18 protein-coding genes are annotated in these 16,843 nt (G+C 54.5%); 11 read left to right on the top strand and 7 right to left on the bottom strand.

Translation table 11 applies throughout. From position 1 onward, the window contains the following. Positions 1 to 66: 66 nt before the first annotated feature. Positions 67 to 495 (bottom strand): secondary thiamine-phosphate synthase enzyme YjbQ, encoded by a 429-nt coding sequence (locus HALO_RS08325; protein WP_035584192.1) that lies wholly within the window; start codon positions 493 to 495, stop codon positions 67 to 69. A 173-nt stretch (positions 496 to 668) separates the two neighbouring features. On the opposite strand from HALO_RS08325, the gene HALO_RS08320 reads away from it, so the two are divergent. Continuing rightward, the gene (locus HALO_RS08320; RefSeq protein WP_035584195.1) at positions 669 to 1,205 is read left to right on the top strand and encodes a lipocalin family protein; all 537 of its coding nucleotides are present in this window, start codon (positions 669 to 671) and stop codon (positions 1,203 to 1,205) included. Between the two features lie 4 nt (positions 1,206 to 1,209). Here the strand turns inward: HALO_RS08320 and HALO_RS08315 are convergent, their stop codons facing one another. Next, positions 1,210 to 2,133, bottom strand: a complete 924-nt coding sequence (locus tag HALO_RS08315) for a LysR family transcriptional regulator (protein ID WP_035584198.1) — start codon at positions 2,131 to 2,133, stop codon at positions 1,210 to 1,212. 184 nt (positions 2,134 to 2,317) lie between these two features. Here HALO_RS08315 and HALO_RS08310 point away from each other — a divergent pair, with 184 nt between their 5' ends. Together HALO_RS08310 and HALO_RS08305 are read left to right on the top strand one after the other, a co-directional pair. After that, positions 2,318 to 3,391 carry a tartrate dehydrogenase gene (locus tag HALO_RS08310; protein WP_050713304.1) on the top strand — a complete coding sequence of 358 codons (1,074 nt, stop codon included), beginning with the start codon at positions 2,318 to 2,320 and terminating at the stop codon, positions 3,389 to 3,391. Between the two features lie 169 nt (positions 3,392 to 3,560). Beyond that, positions 3,561 to 4,589, top strand: a complete 1,029-nt coding sequence (locus HALO_RS08305) for an SMP-30/gluconolactonase/LRE family protein (RefSeq protein ID WP_050713303.1) — start codon at positions 3,561 to 3,563, stop codon at positions 4,587 to 4,589. Between the two features lie 112 nt (positions 4,590 to 4,701). Here the strand turns inward: HALO_RS08305 and wrbA are convergent, their stop codons facing one another. Next, on the bottom strand, positions 4,702 to 5,301 hold the full coding sequence (gene wrbA, locus HALO_RS08300) for an NAD(P)H:quinone oxidoreductase (protein ID WP_035584206.1): 600 nt from the start codon (positions 5,299 to 5,301) through the stop codon (positions 4,702 to 4,704). A 215-nt stretch (positions 5,302 to 5,516) separates the two neighbouring features. Between wrbA and HALO_RS08295 the strand changes: the two genes are divergently transcribed. The 7 genes from HALO_RS08295 to HALO_RS08265 all read left to right on the top strand — a co-directional run bounded on the left by HALO_RS08295 (position 5,517) and on the right by HALO_RS08265 (position 11,487). Continuing rightward, a complete protein-coding gene (locus HALO_RS08295) occupies positions 5,517 to 5,957 on the top strand; it encodes a hemerythrin domain-containing protein (protein ID WP_035584209.1) in 441 nt (146 codons plus the stop codon). A gap of 239 nt (positions 5,958 to 6,196) precedes the next feature. After that, positions 6,197 to 7,174 carry a succinylglutamate desuccinylase gene (locus HALO_RS08290; RefSeq protein WP_035584212.1) on the top strand — a complete coding sequence of 326 codons (978 nt, stop codon included), beginning with the start codon at positions 6,197 to 6,199 and terminating at the stop codon, positions 7,172 to 7,174. Positions 7,175 to 7,379: 205 nt separating this feature from the next. After that, a complete protein-coding gene (locus HALO_RS08285) occupies positions 7,380 to 8,150 on the top strand; it encodes an ABC transporter ATP-binding protein (protein WP_035584215.1) in 771 nt (256 codons plus the stop codon). Between the two features lie 15 nt (positions 8,151 to 8,165). Further along, positions 8,166 to 8,870, top strand: coding sequence for an ABC transporter permease (locus HALO_RS08280; RefSeq protein ID WP_008958949.1), 705 nt, complete (start codon positions 8,166 to 8,168; stop codon positions 8,868 to 8,870). After that, on the top strand, positions 8,870 to 9,601 hold the full coding sequence (locus HALO_RS08275; protein ID WP_050713302.1) for an ABC transporter permease: 732 nt from the start codon (positions 8,870 to 8,872) through the stop codon (positions 9,599 to 9,601). The genes HALO_RS08280 and HALO_RS08275 overlap by 1 nt, the downstream gene beginning before the upstream one ends. 176 nt (positions 9,602 to 9,777) lie before the next feature. Further along, complete coding sequence (locus HALO_RS08270) at positions 9,778 to 10,545, top strand: transporter substrate-binding domain-containing protein (RefSeq protein ID WP_035584221.1); 768 nt, start codon at positions 9,778 to 9,780, stop codon at positions 10,543 to 10,545. Between the two features lie 138 nt (positions 10,546 to 10,683). Continuing rightward, positions 10,684 to 11,487: a TraX family protein gene (locus HALO_RS08265; protein WP_035584224.1), complete on the top strand. Its 804-nt coding sequence runs from the start codon at positions 10,684 to 10,686 to the stop codon at positions 11,485 to 11,487. On the opposite strand, the gene HALO_RS08260 is transcribed toward HALO_RS08265, so the two are convergent. From HALO_RS08260 to purE, 3 genes are all read right to left on the bottom strand, one after another. Continuing rightward, positions 11,484 to 13,073 carry a sensor domain-containing diguanylate cyclase gene (locus HALO_RS08260; protein WP_050713301.1) on the bottom strand — a complete coding sequence of 530 codons (1,590 nt, stop codon included), beginning with the start codon at positions 13,071 to 13,073 and terminating at the stop codon, positions 11,484 to 11,486. The genes HALO_RS08265 and HALO_RS08260 overlap by 4 nt on opposite strands. Before the next feature lie 163 nt (positions 13,074 to 13,236). Then, positions 13,237 to 14,421, bottom strand: coding sequence for a 5-(carboxyamino)imidazole ribonucleotide synthase (locus HALO_RS08255; protein WP_081899158.1), 1,185 nt, complete (start codon positions 14,419 to 14,421; stop codon positions 13,237 to 13,239). Between the two features lie 11 nt (positions 14,422 to 14,432). Continuing rightward, complete coding sequence (gene purE, locus HALO_RS08250; RefSeq protein WP_022522693.1) at positions 14,433 to 14,948, bottom strand: 5-(carboxyamino)imidazole ribonucleotide mutase; 516 nt, start codon at positions 14,946 to 14,948, stop codon at positions 14,433 to 14,435. Positions 14,949 to 15,169: 221 nt separating this feature from the next. On the opposite strand from purE, the gene HALO_RS08245 reads away from it, so the two are divergent. Further along, entirely contained in the window at positions 15,170 to 15,442 is a 273-nt protein-coding gene (locus HALO_RS08245) for an XRE family transcriptional regulator (RefSeq protein ID WP_050713300.1), read from the top strand. Between the two features lie 125 nt (positions 15,443 to 15,567). On the opposite strand, the gene chrA is transcribed toward HALO_RS08245, so the two are convergent. After that, on the bottom strand, positions 15,568 to 16,761 hold the full coding sequence (gene chrA / locus HALO_RS08240; protein WP_172821665.1) for a chromate efflux transporter: 1,194 nt from the start codon (positions 16,759 to 16,761) through the stop codon (positions 15,568 to 15,570). Positions 16,762 to 16,843 lie beyond the last annotated feature (82 nt).

Raw genomic sequence — 16,843 nt, 5'->3', positions numbered from 1 at the left:
CTGGCGGTCTAAGCCTAAAAAAAGCCTTTACTATACAGCAACGCTGCATAGAGTTGGCGTCTCGGGTTAACGAGCGTCACACCCGTTTAGCGTGGCCAGTAACCGTCGCGGCCCAGCTTGATTACGGTGTTCACCCAACCATAATCCCTGCCAGGTTCCTAAGGCCAAACGGCCATCCCGCACCGCCAGTGTAAGCTGTGTCCCCAGCAAGCTGGCAATCACATGGGCTGGCATATCGTCAGGGCCCTCCAAGGTATGGCGGAAATAGGCTAAATCTTCGGGCACCAGCCTGCGCAGAAAAGCATCTAAATCGTGGCGCACATCCGGGTCGGTGTTTTCGTTCAGCGTTAGCGAGGCGGAGGTGTGCATCAGCTGTAAATGCAACATGCCAATATGGCAGTCGTTTACGCACGGTAGTGCCATGGCCACTTCATCGGTAATAAGATGAAAACCGCGCGACAGCTCGGGAAAATGGATTTCTTGTTGGCACCACATAAACACTCCTTTGTGGGTTATGTAAACAGAGACACTTCATCACCAGCGTGCCCTTCTTGTATGGCAAAATAACCGCTAATAGCACTAACCATAGTCGATTGCCCATATAGTTCATCGCATATAGTTCTTTACATATAGCCCTTCACATATAGTTCACCGCCAAGGAGCGCGTTATGAAACACCTGCTAGGAAGCAGCGTCGTCAGCATGGCCTTACTCACGGGTTGCACCGGCATACCCGATGGTACGCAGCCAGTTTCGGGCTTTGAGCTAGACCGCTACCTCGGCCAGTGGTTCGAAATTGCCCGTTTGGATCACTCCTTTGAACGCGGCCTGGATTGCGTGACCGCGACTTATAGCCTGCGCGATGACGACGGCGTGCGGGTAATCAACCGTGGCTACAATATTGAAAATCAAGAATGGGATGAAGCCGAAGGCCGCGCCTACTTTATTGATGAAGAGAGTGTCGGACGTTTGAAAGTCAGCTTTTTCGGCCCCTTCTACGGCGGCTATAACGTCCTTGAATTGGACGATGAATACCAATGGGCGCTTGTGGCTGGCCCTAACCGCGACTACCTCTGGATACTTTCGCGCACGCCGGAGATGGATAGCGCGACTGAGACCCGCCTGCGCGAGAGGGCAGCTGAACTAGACTTCCCCACCGACGAACTAATCGACGTTACCCAAGGTGAAGGGTGTCCTGCCCAATAGCCCCTTAACTCTCGGGCATTGCCGATACCCGCCCGGCAATCTCGCGCTGGACATAGTCAATAAAGGCGCGCAGCCGGGCGGGCACATGGCGGCGCTGCTCGTACACCGCGTAAAAATCCGCCCGCACTCCCTGCCAGCCCGGTAGCAGTTCAACTAACGCACCGCTGGCAAGGTGTTCGTTTACATCCCACCAGGAGCGCAGCATGACCCCATGCCCATCCAAGGCCAAGCGAGTGATCACCTCGCCGTCATTGCTTGCCAAGCGACCATTCACCTTCACCGATTGCAGCTTTGTCCGCTGATCGCAGGGCTCAAAGCGCCACAGTGGAAAATCACTATCGTTCTCGCGAATCACTAAGCATGCGTGCTGCTGCAAATCTACCGGCGTGTGGATAGGTAATGCCTGAGCAATATAAGCAGGCGACGCGCAGAGGACCCGTCGATTGGCCAAAATACGCCGAGCTACCAAACGCGACTCCGGTGGTTCGCCAATACGAATGCCTATATCGAAACCGTGATCGCTAAGATTAAGCGGGAAATTGGTCAGCTCTAACCACCCTTCCACCTCAGGGTGCTCGGCACAAAAGCGCGACAGCAACGGTGCGATATGGCGACGGCCAAAACCAAAGGTGGCGTTAACCCGCAACCGACCGCTCAGCGCCTGATCAGCCCCCTCTCCCAGTGCGTTTTCCAGCTCCTCCAGCTCATCTAAAATCAGCGCGCCACGGGCCAGATAACGCTCGCCTTCAGCGGTTAGCGTCAATCGCCGCGTGGTGCGAGCCGCCAGCTCTACCCCCAGGCGTGCCTCCAACTGTTTTAGCCGCTTGCTCACCGCTGAGAGCGACAGCCCCAGCTCACGGGCGGTCGCCGTTAAACTCCCCGCCCGAGCTAAGTGCTGAAAAAACGCCAAATCATCCAGGTGCGCCATATCGCTCCTCAGCCATTCTGCACTTTCACGCAATAATAACTTGAATAGTAGCCTGATTATCTCCGCCAAAATAGCCGCTACACTCTATTTACGACTCACAACTCACGACTCACGACTCACGACTCACGMCTCACGACTCACGACTCACAAGCATAAAAAGCAACTAACAAGATAAGGAACCACTATGACCCACCGTATTGCCATTATCGCCGGTGACGGCATCGGCACCGAAGTTATGCCCGAAGGCATTCGCGCCCTTGAAGCGACCGCCAAGCGTTTTAAGATTGACCTTGAGTTCACCACCTTTGAATTTGGTAGCTGCGATTACTACCTGGAACACGGCAAAATGCTGCCGGATGACTGGTTTGAGCAGTTAAAAGGCTTCGATGCACTGTTTTATGGCGCGGTGGGCTGGCCCGATAAAGTGCCCGACCATATTTCCCTGTGGGGCTCACTACTGCAGTTCCGCCGTCGCTTTGACCAGTACATCAACCTGCGCCCCTGCAAACTGATGCCGGGGATCAAAAGCCCGCTGGCAGGCCGCGAACCCGGGGATATCGATTTTTACGTGGTGCGTGAGAACACCGAAGGCGAGTACTCAAGCGTTGGCGGCAAAATGTTTGAAGGCACCGAACGTGAAGTGGTTATTCAAGACACGGTCATGACCCGCACTGGCGTTGACCGCGTATTGAAGTACGCCTTTGAGCTGGCCCAGACCCGCCCGCGCAAGAAGCTTACCTCCGCGACCAAATCCAACGGTATCTCCATCACTATGCCTTATTGGGATGAGCGGGTGGTCGAAATGGCCAAGGGCTACCCAGAAATCGCGGTGGATAAATTCCATATCGATATTCTTACCGCCAACTTTGTGCTTCACCCTGACTGGTTCGMCGTAGTGGTAGGCAGCAACTTGTTCGGCGATATCCTCTCGGATTTAGGCCCCGCCTGTACCGGCACTATCGGTATTGCGCCTTCGGCGAATATCAACCCAGAAGGCCACTTCCCCAGCCTGTTTGAGCCGGTGCATGGCAGTGCGCCAGATATCGCGGGCAAGGGCATCGCCAACCCTATTGGCCAGATTTGGTCAGGCGCGATGATGCTGGAGCATCTTGGCTATAAAGAAGCCGGTGATGCGATGGTTACTGCCATTGAAGCAGTGTTAAGTGAGGGTAACGCCAATGTACTTACCCGGGATGTAGGCGGGCAAGGCACCACGGAAAGCCTAGGCAAGGCGATTGCCAACACGATTTTGCGCTAACTGCTAAGCCTCCTGCCATTGGCTGCCCGGAGAACTGCTGCCGGGCAGCCAATGTGCGATTTTTAACCACATATGTTCTACATTTTCCTGAGAGTGGCTGAAAATCCCGTTCTGTCCGCTCGTTGCACGTCAACACTCAACGTTAACAAACAACAATCAGGAAAATGCTATGAAACTTGGACGCCGTCAGTTCCTTTCGGCAACGGCCGCGCTGGCCGCTGTTGGCACATCGCCTCAGCTTTTTGCTTTGCAGACCTCACAAGGCCCTACCCCGGATAGATACCCAATTGATGCCTGGAAGGTCGAAGATCCTCGCTTTAGTGATTATATGATTTTCAATAGCCCACTGGAGCGCCACTGGAGCGGAGGACTGTGGACAGAGGGGCCAGCATGGAACGCCATAGGTCGTTATGTCGTGTTCAGCGATATACCCCGTGCCAAGCAGATGCGCTGGGACGAATCCACTGGCCAAGTCAGCGTTTTAAGAGACAATGTCGGGCACTCCAACGGCAACACCTTCGATCATCAGGGTCGGTTAATCGCTTGCGAACACTACCCTTCACGCGTTTTACGCTACGAGKGGGATGGCAGCACCMCGGTGCTGGCCGAGCGTTATCAAGGCAAGCCACTCAATGCACCCAATGATGTGGTTGCCCTGCCGTCAGGTGGCGTGATTTTTACCGATCCTGGCTATGGCGCTCACTTCGACTACGAGGGCAAAAAACGCGACCTGGAGCTCGAAACCGCGATCTATTACGTCGATGACAGCCTTGATGAGCCCATCATGCTGACTGATKATATCCGCAAGCCAAACGGTATTGTGCTAACACCCGATGGCGAAGGGTTCTATGCCAGCGATAGCGCTCCCACTCACTTCGACGAGCCCGCGCAGATCCTACGCTGGACACTGGGCGAAGATGGCCGCAGCGTGAGCGACCGGCAGGTGATTGTCACCAGCGAGGATACCATTTTCGACGGTATGACCTGCGACGTAGATGGCAATATCTGGTCAAGTGCCAATGGTGGCGAGGGCATTGATGGCGTGGTGGTCTTCTCACCGGAAGGCACCCTGCTGGGGCGGGTGTTGCTGCCCGAAGTCTGCTCGAATGTGTGTTTTGCTGGCAAGGGTCGCAATCGGCTATTTATGACGGCCAGCCAATCTGTCTACACAATTTATACGGCTACACGTGGCGCGTAGCCAGTGGCTGTAACGCCAATAAAAAAGCCTCGCTGGATTTCTCCAGCGAGGCTTTTTAGATTACGAGCTATACGAGTTAAGCACTCGATACTTTACTGACCGAAATGCTCAATTAGCTAGCCAGTTTAGCCGCCGTTTTGGCCACTAACTCGCCTTGGAAACGGGCAATTTTCAGTTCGCGCTCGTCGGGCTGACGCGAACCGTCACCACCAGCGAGGGTCGCTGCACCGTAGGGTGTGCCGCCGCTTACCTTAGAAATATCAAACTGCTCTTCGATACCGTAACCAATCGGCACAATAATCATGCCGTGGTGGGCAAGTGTGGTCCAGGTAGAGGTAATAGTCATTTCATCGCCACCGCCGGTACCAGTAGAGGTGAACACACTGGCGACTTTGCCACGCAGGGCGCCATTTGCCCAAAGCCCACCGGTCTGATCCAGGAAGGTGCGCATCTGACCGGCCATGTTACCAAAGCGGGTGGGCGTACCGAAGATGACCGCATCGTAATCGGCAAGCTCTTGGGGCGTGGCTTCTGGCGTATCGTAGTCCTGCTTGCCTCCCGCGTTTTTAAACGCCTCGTCAGGCATTGTTTCCGGCACGCGCTTGACGGTGACTTCGACACCACTAACGCCTTTTGCACCTTCGGCCACGGCTTGGGCCAGCGTATCGATATGACCATACATGGAATAATAGAGTACCAGTACCTTCGTCATTACTATCTCCTTCCCTTAGTCATTGACTCATTAGTCTTGCAGCGGGCGTCGCCCAGTAATAAGTAGTGCCAACAACATAGCGCACTCAAGAATAGAAAAAAGCGAATGTTTTCGTCCGTGGGCGTCGATTTCATCGACGAACGCCACCTTGCACTTTATGCCATCCACCACTAGCTTTTGACTTGTCTATCGCAAACGTATCCAAGGAGTCTGGAATGACGATTTTTGAAGCCCTGCGCAAGGATCACGATATTCAGCGCGACCTGCTTGCCCGCTTAGTTGAGACACATGGAGACAGCGGCGAGCGCGATAACCTTTACCAGCAGGTGCGTGCCGAATTGCACTATCACGCTGCCGCCGAAGAACGGGCGCTCTATATTCCCATGATGTCGATTGATCTGACCCAGGAAAAAGCCCGTCATAGCGTTGCTGAACACCATGAGATTGATGAACTTTTAGAGCTTCTTGATGAAACCGACTACAGCGCTACGCATTGGCTAACCCACGCTAAGCAGCTCCAGCATTTAGTCACTCATCACTTGGATGAAGAGGAGCACGAGGTTTTTCAATTGGCTGGGCGTGGATTGCAAGAGCAACAAAAAACGTCGCTTGCCAGCGAGTATCAAGAAGAAATGCAGCGCCAGCGTTCTGCGTAACCAGCATTTTACGTAAATTACTAAGCAAATTGAGAAAAAGCGCTCATGCATCCCATGGGCGCTTTTTTGATTAAAGCAGCTGTTAGAATCCAACTTGCTGCATGAATACGCTTTTTCACGAATAAGCTAGGCTTTTACACGCGAACGACCTACTGGCTTGTGACAAACGTTAAGCATGGTAATGCTAGGCTCACTTTTAAACTGACAAAGATACTGTCAACAGATGCTAAGGAGCGACAATGCTAGGCCAATGGCTCGACTGGTCGCTTGACGGGCAGCCCCCCGCCGCCAGCCAAGGCGTTTTCGCAAGCGGCAGCTACTGTTTGCATGCGCCGGGCATTTTGGAACTCACTCCCCACACCGCCAGTCAGGACGCACGCGCGTGCATTTTTTCAGCAGCCATCCACGGCAATGAAACCGCGCCCGTTGAATTGGTAGGAGAATGGCTAAGCGGCTTAGAAGCAGGCAGCATAAAGCTCGGCGCGCCCGTCCTGGTGATTTTAGGCAATCTACCCGCGCTTAAGGCACAGCAGCGTTTTGTTACTACCAATTTAAACCGGCTATTTAGCCGCGAATTACGCGCCGAAGGTGAAGAGCCAGATCGCGCCCGGGCATTAATGGCCGCTGTGGATGGTTTTTATGCGCGTCATTCCGGGCTACCCAAACTGCATTACGACCTACACACCGCGATTCGGGATAGCCGCTACACCCGTTTCGTTGTAGAACCCTTTGCCGAGGCCCACACAGACGCCGAGCAGTGGGGCTGGCTAGCAGCGGCGGACATGCAGGCGGTGCTGCACCAACATCAGCACAGCTGGACGTTCTCTCACTACAGCAAGCACTATCACGCCGCCCAGGCATTTACCTTTGAACTGGGCCGCGTCGCCCCTTTCGGTCAAAACGACATGGCCTCCCTAAAGCCTATGCGTGTGCTGCTCGCGGCGCTTAGTGAAGGACGCTCCCCGCCCAGTCAGCCAGCCGCAGAAATTCTGTTTTTTCAGGTGCATCACGAGTTAATTCGTCAATCCGATGACTTCCAGCTCTGTTTTGCCGAGAACACGGCGAACTTTAGCCGCTTTGAGCCTGGCACCCTGCTGGCGCAGGATGGTAAGGCAGGTGATTTTCGGGTGGGCGATACGCCACTTTACGTGGTGTTCCCCAACGCCCAGGTGGAAGTGGGCGCCCGTGCCGCGCTACTGGTGGCGCCAATCGCTTAGACTCCCAGGCAGGCAATCTAGCTAAGACAATAACAATGGTAAGGCGATAACAGGCCCCTTGGCGTCGATACGACCAACGTCGAGTGCATAATGTTATAAGGAAAGCGCGCATAATGCGCCCAGCCTGATAGAATCGCCCCTTTTTTCGCGCCAGCCGCATCAAACCCACATGTTGCTGCGGCAACTCTGTACTGGAGCCAATGATATGGCCGCTACGCCTACTCCCCTTGAAGTGCGTAATATTAAAAAACGCTTTGGCGATACGGAAGTTCTGAAAGGTCTCTCACTGCAAGCCCAAAAGGGCGATGTGATTACCCTGATAGGTGCCTCTGGATCGGGTAAAAGTACTTTTTTGCGCTGTATGAACCTGCTTGAGCAGCCCGACGATGGCGACCTCATTGTTCATGGCGACCCCATTCGCTTTAAAACCACTAAGCATGGCCGCGAACCGGAAGACTGGAAGCAGGTAGTACAAATGCGCGCCAAGCTCTCCATGGTGTTCCAGAGCTTTAACCTTTGGGCTCATATGACACTGTTGGAAAATATCATCGAAGCACCGATACACGTGCTGAAAAAACCCAAAAAAGAAGCCCTGGAGCACGCCCATGCCCTGCTCGATCGCGTCGGCTTAACGGCACGCGCCAACGCCTATCCTGCGCAGATGTCCGGTGGCCAACAGCAGCGTGGAGCAATTGCTCGCGCGCTGGCAATGGATCCGGAAGTAATGCTGTTTGACGAACCCACCTCTGCCCTTGATCCGGAATTGGTTGGCGATGTATTGAAAGTCATGCACGACCTCGCTGAAGAGGGCCGCACGATGGTGGTGGTGACCCACGAGATGGGCTTTGCCCGTGATGTCTCCAGCCAAGTCATCTATCTTCACGAAGGCTTAGTGGAAGAGGCGGGACCGCCGGCTGACGTACTGGACAATCCGCAATCACCGCGCCTGCAGCAATTTCTGGCTCCCAAATACTGATCCGCGAGGCTGACCATGATTGATCTACAAGGGTATGGCCCCCGGCTGATTGAGGGGGCAGGCGTCACCATCCAATTAGCGGTGTTGTCGCTGATTTTAGCGATTATTTTAGGGCTACTGACCGCCAGCGCGAAGATGTCGCGCAACTGGTTAGCACATCGTCTTGCCACGCTTTACACCACACTTATTCGCGGTGTGCCCGACCTCGTGTTGATGATGCTGTTTTTTTTCGGCGGTCAAATTGGCGTCAACATGATCACCGACTGGCTTTACTACTCCTTCGATATCGATATTTTTATCAATATCAATGCCTTCGTTGCGGGCGTTGTCACCATTGGGCTAATCTTCGGGGCCTATATGGGGGAAACCTTTCGCGGCGCTTTTATGGCGGTCGATAACGGGCAAATCGAAGCAGGTAAAGCCTATGGCATGAGCGATGGGTTGGTTTTTCGTCGCGTCCGTTTTCCGCAGATGATGCGCCATGCGCTGCCCGGCCTTTCCAACAACTGGATGGTATTGCTCAAAACCACCGCACTGGTCTCGGTCATCGGGCTTTCTGATATGGTGCGTGTCGCCTCAGAAGCCTCTAAAGCGACGCGCGAACCTTTCACCTTCATGATTATTGTTGCGCTTATCTATCTGCTCATCGCCAGCGTTTCGGAGTGGATCTTTGCTCGTCTGCAAAAACGCTACAACATTGGCTATGGGGAGGCAGACTAATGACCGCTTTCATGACATGGCTCGAAAATCAGCTTGCCGAGAACAGTATTTTCACGCTGCAAACGCTTTCCTACTATGGCGATGGGCTGGCCACCACGGTGCAGCTGGTATTTTTATCGCTGGTCATTGGTTTAATTGCGGCGGTTCCCCTTGCCATTGGGCGTGGTTCAAAACATGCCTGGATTAAGTGGCCTATTTTTGTCTACACCTATGTCTTTCGTGGCACACCACTACTCATCCAGCTCTACTTGATTTATTACGGCGTGGTATTTGTGGAAGGTATCCAAGAAACCTGGTTATGGGTGATACTTGAAGAACCGTTCGTTCCAGCCCTCATTGCATTTACCCTCAACACCGCCGCCTATACGACCGAGATTTTTCGCGGCGCGATTAAGTCTACCTCGAAAGGTGAAATTGAAGCGGCTCGAGCCTACGGCATGTCGCCCCAGCAGACCATGCGGCGCATTATTATCCCCAGCGCTTTTCGTCGCGCCCTGCCGGCCTACGGCAACGAAGTTATATTCATGCTACACGCCAGCGCTATTGCCAGCGTGGTGACGATTATGGACCTGACCGGCGCGGCGCGCTTTGTCTATGCGCGTTTTTATGCACCTTTTGACGCATTCTTGTTTGTGGCGGCGATATMCCTGTGTTTAACCTTCACTATCCTGTATTTCTTTCGTTATCTAGAGAAAAAGCTGCTCGCCCATCTGCAGCCACAGAACTCCTAGTGTGAAACAAACGTTGGTTTACGCATCATCAAGCGCTTTTCGTCAACGCCGAGTTAGGATAAGTTAACAATGATCATCGCAAAGCAACCTGTGATTAACGTGGTCAACGCCCTATAGGCAACGCCACCATTACGCGGCGGTTGCTTAGATGAACTCTGCTTCCAAGGAGATACATAATGAAAAAACTGCTGTCTGTCTCACTGCTAGGCTTAGCCGTTGCAGCAAGCGCCGCCCAGGCGCAAGAAGACCAAGTACGTATCGGGGTTGATGTGCCTTACGAGCCGATGGAATACCGCACGCCGGATGGCGAGCTGACCGGCTTTGATATCGACCTGGGCAACGCCCTCTGCGAGCGTATCGGCGTTGAATGTGAATGGGTGGTACAGGGCTGGGACGGCATTATCCCAGGTCTCATGGCCCGCAAATACGACGCTATTATGTCCTCCATGACGATCAATGATGACCGTCGCGAGCAAGTGCTGTTCTCTGACCCCTACATCACCCCGCCGTCCGCTTGGTTTGCCCCTGAAGGCACCGACCTTGATGCAACCAATGAAGAATCACTCGCCGGCATGACCATCGGCGTTCAGCGCGGTACTCTGCAGGATAACTACGTCACCGACATGTACGGCGATGTCGCCGACATCAACCGCTACTCTACCGCCGACGACATGGTGCTGGACATGGAATCCGAGCGTTTGGACATCCTGTTCCTCGACTACCCGGTCGGTAAGTCAACGCTACTGGATAGCGAAGAAGGCAACTACGTTGTTGTCGGCGAGATGCTCACCGAACCTAAAGAATATTTTGGTGATGGCTTTGGTATCGCCTTCCGTCAACGCGACGAAGCACTCGCCGAGCAGTTCAACGAAGCCCTGGCTGAAGTGCAAGAAGACGGTACTTACGACGAGATCTACAACCGTTATTTCGGCGGGCAAGAGTAAGCTTCACAGCAAGCCTTAATATCCATCACCCCGGCAATTGCCGGGGTGATGCGTTTCTGTCTAACTCTGCTAATTCAGTGAACTAGGTAAAGCTACCTCTGTCTGTGTATCATTGCGCATGTTCAACACGGAGGTTTTATGGCTCACTCGACTAGCCCACATGCAGGCGCTCTCCCTCGCCCTTCTTCTCACTGGACAGGTTGGGGCCAATGGTTGGCGCTGATCACTATGACCATTGACCACCTCACACGCTATGTATTGCCCGGTGATTGGGATTTAAGCTGGGCAGGCTCTTCCATTGGCCGCATCGCCTTCCCGCTGTTTGCCGCCATGGTGGCCTGGCACGGGCTGTTTAATACCCGTAACCCGTTGCGCTACTCACGGCGTATTCTGATTATCGGCCTGGTCGCCCAACTCCCCTACATGATGATGCCACGCTCATCAGACGCTTTTATACTCAACGTCTGCTTTACCCTGGCTACTGGTTTAGCCCTAGGGGCGTTAGTGCGCCAAGGCTGGCAGCACTACCAGCAGCAAACGTTAAGTCTGCCCTGGCTGTTAGCAGGCGCGGCGATAGGCGTTACCGTGTGGTACCTGCTCGGCTTTTGGGTGGAGTATGGTCACAACGGGCTGCTGCTGATTCCGCTGTTAATGTTTGCCATGCATGCGCTAAGCCAAGCAGAAAGCCATTTTCAAGCGCGCCTATGGGCAGGCTTAGCGGCATTTCCGGTACTCTGGATTGCCGGGCAGATGAATGCCTCTGATATGGCCAAGTCGTTTACCGTAGGCACCTGCCTGTTCGTACTCATTCTTGCTGCAGGTGCAGCGCAACGAATCCCCCCCGTCTACTTAGTGATGCCACGGCGTTTATGGCTAGCATGGTACCCTGGCCACTTTGCGTTAATCGCGCTGTGGGTGCTGCTAATCGGTCAATTGGCTTAAGCGTTCGGATCACTGCATTGCTTATCGCGCATCCAGGGTTGATAGCGGCACAGCTGTGCCCGACCTTCTGTTTTGGCGCGGTACATCGCAATATCCGCCTGTTTAAGCACTTCTTCGTGGTCACAGGCGGCTGTAGTAAAGCAGGTATAACCTATACTCGGCGTTACGTCCGTATCGTGGCTTGCCAGTCGGTAAGGCTGAGAGAGCGCCTGCTGAACCTTGAGCATATAACTCTCAGCGCATGCTTCGAGGCGCTGTGCCGAGGGCTCATCAAACAACGCCAGCAACACAAATTCATCACCACTTAGGCGTGCGGCTATGTCGCCTTCGCTCAGGCAACTTTCCAGCCTTCGGGCCACCTGCACTAACAAATTATCGCCAGTAGCGTGTCCTAAGGTATCGTTAATCAATTTAAACCGATCCATATCCAAGAACATCAGTAAACCGCTCTGAAGTCCTTTGTGTTTCTCATCGCAGAGGGATTCCAAACGCTCGATAAACAGCCGCCGATTCGGCAAATTGGTGAGTGAGTCATAGAACGCCTGGCGATAGATGATCGCTTCAGCGCGCTTACGCTCGGTAAAGTCTTCGATAATGGCCACACCGCCCACCATCTCATTACTGGCGCTATGCACGCCGTTAAAAAACGCTCGCAAAGGGGTGCCTGCGCTCGCTTTGGGCAAATAGTAAGTGCCCTCGTAGTAGCCAGTTCCCTTAGCTAGGGCATTACGTACTGCATTGGCCACTTCTGGATCCGCTGAGCGGGATAACATCCGATAGCCGAGCAGCTGCGCGCGGTTAACATCCAGTATCTCCAGCAGCTTGCTATTACAATCAGTGACGTACCCCTGCCCATCGAAATGCAGCACTCCCAACGGCGAGTGTTGAAAGATCGAGCGGTAGCGATTTTCGCTCTCTTGCAGCTGCGCTTCCCGGGCGGACATACTCACCCGCAGGGCAATGTTATCGTGAATAATTCGGCTTAACCGGCGGCTGGTGGTAACAATCAGGCCGAGAAACAGGCTAAGCATGGCGCCAATCAAGATCGCCAGCGGTGAGCCTAATAGTAAAAACTGTACTAACAGAGGGAGCAAAATTGGCAGCACGAAACCAAGCGCTACCCACCACACGGCAGAAAGCGTGGTTACTCCACCAGCAGCAATACCCGCCAGTACAATCGAAAGCGCCGCAACCTGGCCATGATTTTCGCCAGTAAACAGAACGATGCCACCGACACCCCATACGCAGCCAGCCGCAATCGCCCCGGCGCTAAACCGATAAAGCCAGCGGCGACGCTGCTGTTGCTGTGCCGGTAAGCGGCGAAAATAGTAGGCCAAGGCAAGGCGAGCGAACGAAACAAAGGKCAATACTGCGAGCCAGGTGAGCAGTACCCAGCTTGCGACCACTGGCCACATGGCTGCGACTAGCAGCATGCCTGCCAACACGCTGCTTAGCACCGGTTGCCAAAGATTGTCGTACAGCAGACGTACTTTTTCGCTATGCAGGCGCTTTACAGTGACATGGTGGTCGCGATGGAAACCACTGCGCAGCCCAGGGGCAGACCCAGTAGTTGAAGAGTGAGGCATACTAACTATCCGCCTAAAAGTGGCTATTAAGATCAGCATAATTAGCTGATTTTTTGTTGTGGCTCCTTTTTAGCGCATTCAGTCACTTTTAGCGATAAAAGTTGCATGATTGGTCAACATTGGTAGAAAAAAACCGCCTGAGCTAAGCAGGCGGCTTTAGAAACTACTGTTTGATGGAAAAGCTTAACTGTGGCGACGGTGCCTCAGGCAGTAACGCACTGCAGGCGTTCACTTTTTCCAGCAGTTCGGCATGATTAGGCGCGAGGATATTGACGTGGGCAAGCTTACGCCCGGCGCGCTCGGCTTTGTCGTAGCGATGCAGGTGCGTATTGGCAAGCGCTAGAATCGCTGCGTTGTCACCTTCACGACCAATCACGTTAATCATGCAGGTAGGCGCAATCGCCTGGGTATCGCCTAAGGGCAAGCCCTGTATCGCGCGCAGGTGGTTTTCAAACTGGCTGGTCACCGCGCCGTCCATCGTCCAGTGGCCGGAGTTATGCACACGGGGGGCCATTTCATTGGCCAGCAGGCTGCCATCGCGGGTTTGAAACAGTTCTAGCGCCAGCACGCCCACGTAATCCAGCTCATCAAGCAACGCACGAATATAGCCATCGGCGGTCTGCTGAACACTGGCATCCAAATCCGGCAGAGGCGCCACCGAGTAGCGCAAAATACCGTCTACGTGCTGGTTCTCGGCCATGGGGTAGAACACCACCTCGCCATCACGACCACGAACGGCAATCATTGAGACTTCGCGCACAAAGTCGACGAAGGCCTCAACAACTAACTGCGAATGGCCGATAGCGCTCCACGCATCCGCCGCCTGCTCAGGCTGCTTTAATACTGCCTGGCCTTTGCCGTCGTAGCCCTCAGTGACCGATTTAGCCACTACGGGGCAACCCAACTCACGGGCGGCCGCTTCAAGCTGCTCGGCGCTCTCAACCACCCGGTAGGCAGGCGTGGGGATGCCTAAGCGATCAAACAGTGTCTTCTCCTCGACTCGGTTTTGACACACTTCAATGGCACGGCTGCTGGGGTAGACCGGTTTGTGCTGCTCGATCTCACGCACCAACTGAACGGGCAAGTGCTCAAACTCGTAGGTCACTACGTCAACCTTGGCCAAAAACTCGGCCAAGTGCTGGTTGTCAGGATCGATAATGACATCGCCAATCCCAGCACTGGGATTACCCGTAGTATCTAAAAAAGTGAAACGATTACCCAGCGGATAACCCGCTAGCGCCAACATGCGGCCTAATTGACCTGCACCCAGTACGCCAATGTTTTGTACGACGTCAGTTTTAACGATATCAGTTGTAACTACGTCGCTCTTTGCAATACCAGAGTTCATAGCCAGACTCCTTATTCCGCTTCCGGCTCGGGGCGCGGGTCAGGGTTGTCGAGGACTTTCTGAGTTTGCTCAGCGCGAAACGCTTCTACCGCGCTGCGTACAGTCGCATCTTGCAGGCCGACAATTTGCGCCGCCAGCAACCCCGCATTAGTGGCGCCCGCTTTGCCAATCGCCAAGGTGCCCACCGCAATGCCGCCCGGCATTTGCGCAATGGAGAGCAGTGAATCCAAACCTTTGAGCGCTTTCGACTCCACCGGCACCCCCAGCACGGGCAGCGGCGTTTGCGAGGCCACCATGCCCGGCAAGTGGGCTGCACCGCCCGCCCCCGCCACGATAACCTGCAAGCCGCGCTCGGCAGCACTCTTGGCATAATCGAACAGCAGGTCAGGCGTGCGGTGCGCCGAGACCACGCGGGTTTCATAAGCCACGCCCAAACGCTCCAGCATGGAGACAGCGTGCTCCATGACCGGCCAATCAGACTTAGATCCCATGATCACGCCCACCTTGGGTGCGCTGTTCGACGACATGCAAAACTCCTCGGCCCAACGGCCTATAAAAGCGAGATAAAAAATCGAAAAAGTAGCGTGCATCGAACCCGATACACATAAAAATAGGAAGGCACATAGTTTACCAGAGCTAGCCCCTTTGCGGGCTTTGCTGAGGTCGTGAAATTTTCATCAAAATAGGCATTGAAATGCGCATCGGTTGGCGGCATTGTGTGAAGGTCATTTCAGACTGATGGAGCCACATGAGCACGGCACGCGCAACTGCCACAGCGGAACAGCTTGATCCTCCGCGAAGCAGCCCTGACCTCGACGTCAGGGAACTTGAAAAACGTACGCGATTAATGCGTATTATCACGCGTCTGATCGCCGTATCAGACCTAGGAAGCCGAGAAATTGCCCGCCGGGCAGGGCTTCCCGTTCAGAAAATTAGCGACTTGCTCGCCGGAAGGCTTGAGCACCTGGGAGKGGATGAACTTCACGCCCTGCGTCGCACCTTAGAGCTGGAGGCGCCATAGCAGACACTTTTTCTGCTGTTCCCACTTCTCCACTCAACGCAGGCCGCCTCCCGGCGGTCTGCTAAGAAAGTTTTTTTACGCTTACCCCAATCCCGAGATTACTTCACTTCGTTCGTAATGACGGCTCATGGCGCAATCGCAATCCCCCCAAACGCTACAACAACCACCACGACCCAAGCGGGCAGCTTCCATACGGTTAATAGCAAGAAACCGGTAAGCGCCAGCGCAAACTCCTCTGCACCAATGATCGCGCTCGTCCACACCGGCTGATAAAGCGCTGCGCCTAAAATGCCGACCACCGCTGCATTGGCACCGCGCATCAGTGCCTGGACACTGCCCCACTGACGAAATTGATTCCAGAAAGGCAGCACGCCCACCAATAACAAAAAGCCAGGAATGAAGATGGCCAATAGCGCTAGCAAAGCACCAACTAAACCATTAATGCCGGGCAGCAGCGCTCCCAGGTAAGCAGCAAACGTAAACAGCGGCCCCGGTACCGCCTGGGCGGCGCCGTAACCGGCTAAAAACTCATCCGGCGTCACCCAGCCCGACTGCACCACTTCTGCTTCCAACAGCGGCAGCACCACGTGACCGCCGCCAAATACTAATGCACCTGAACGATAAAACGCGTCGGCGATATCCAGCCAAGCGGCGACTCCCGCCAATAGCGGCAGCAGAATTAACAGCCCGGCGAACATCCCCAGCGCCACCATGCCTGCCTTGCGCGTTACTGGAAAATGCAGCGATTCACTTGCTGTGACAGCAGCACTATCGCGACACAGCGCTAGCCCGGCTAAGCCACCCAATACAATCGCCGACACCTGGCCCAGCGGGCCGCTGACTAGCACCACCGCAAATACCGCCGCAAGCGCAATGCCCGTGCGGGTTTTATCCGGGCAAAGATTACGCGCCATGCCCCACACCGCGTGGGCCACAATCGCCACCGCCACTACTTTTAAGCCATGGATAATGCCACTGGCAATGGGGCCATCCAGCACCGCCGCGCCAAACGCAAACAGCACCAGGATGATCGCCGAGGGCAGCGTAAACGCCAGCCACGCCATGGCCGCCCCCCAAGGGCCTGCGCGCAGTAGGCCAAGCGCAAAGCCCACCTGACTGCTGGCGGGCCCCGGTAAGAACTGACACAGCGCCACTAGATCAGCGTAGGCGCTTTCAGTTAACCACTGGCGGCGCTCCACAAAGGCCGTGCGAAAATACCCCAGGTGCGCTACCGGGCCGCCAAAGGACGTTAAGCCGAACGCTAAAAACACCCAAAACACCTCACCTATACGCCCGCGTGCCTGCGATTGCTCCACCATTTCGGCCACCTGTTATCCCAATAAAAAAGCGCAAGGCTCTTATAGTAAGCCTTGCGCTTTAATTCTTTATGACAGCGCGTTC

This window comes from Halomonas sp. R57-5, from assembly GCF_900070345.1.
Lineage (GTDB): Bacteria > Pseudomonadota > Gammaproteobacteria > Pseudomonadales > Halomonadaceae > Vreelandella > Vreelandella ventosae_B.
This window is presented reverse-complemented; position numbering and strand designations above follow the sequence as displayed.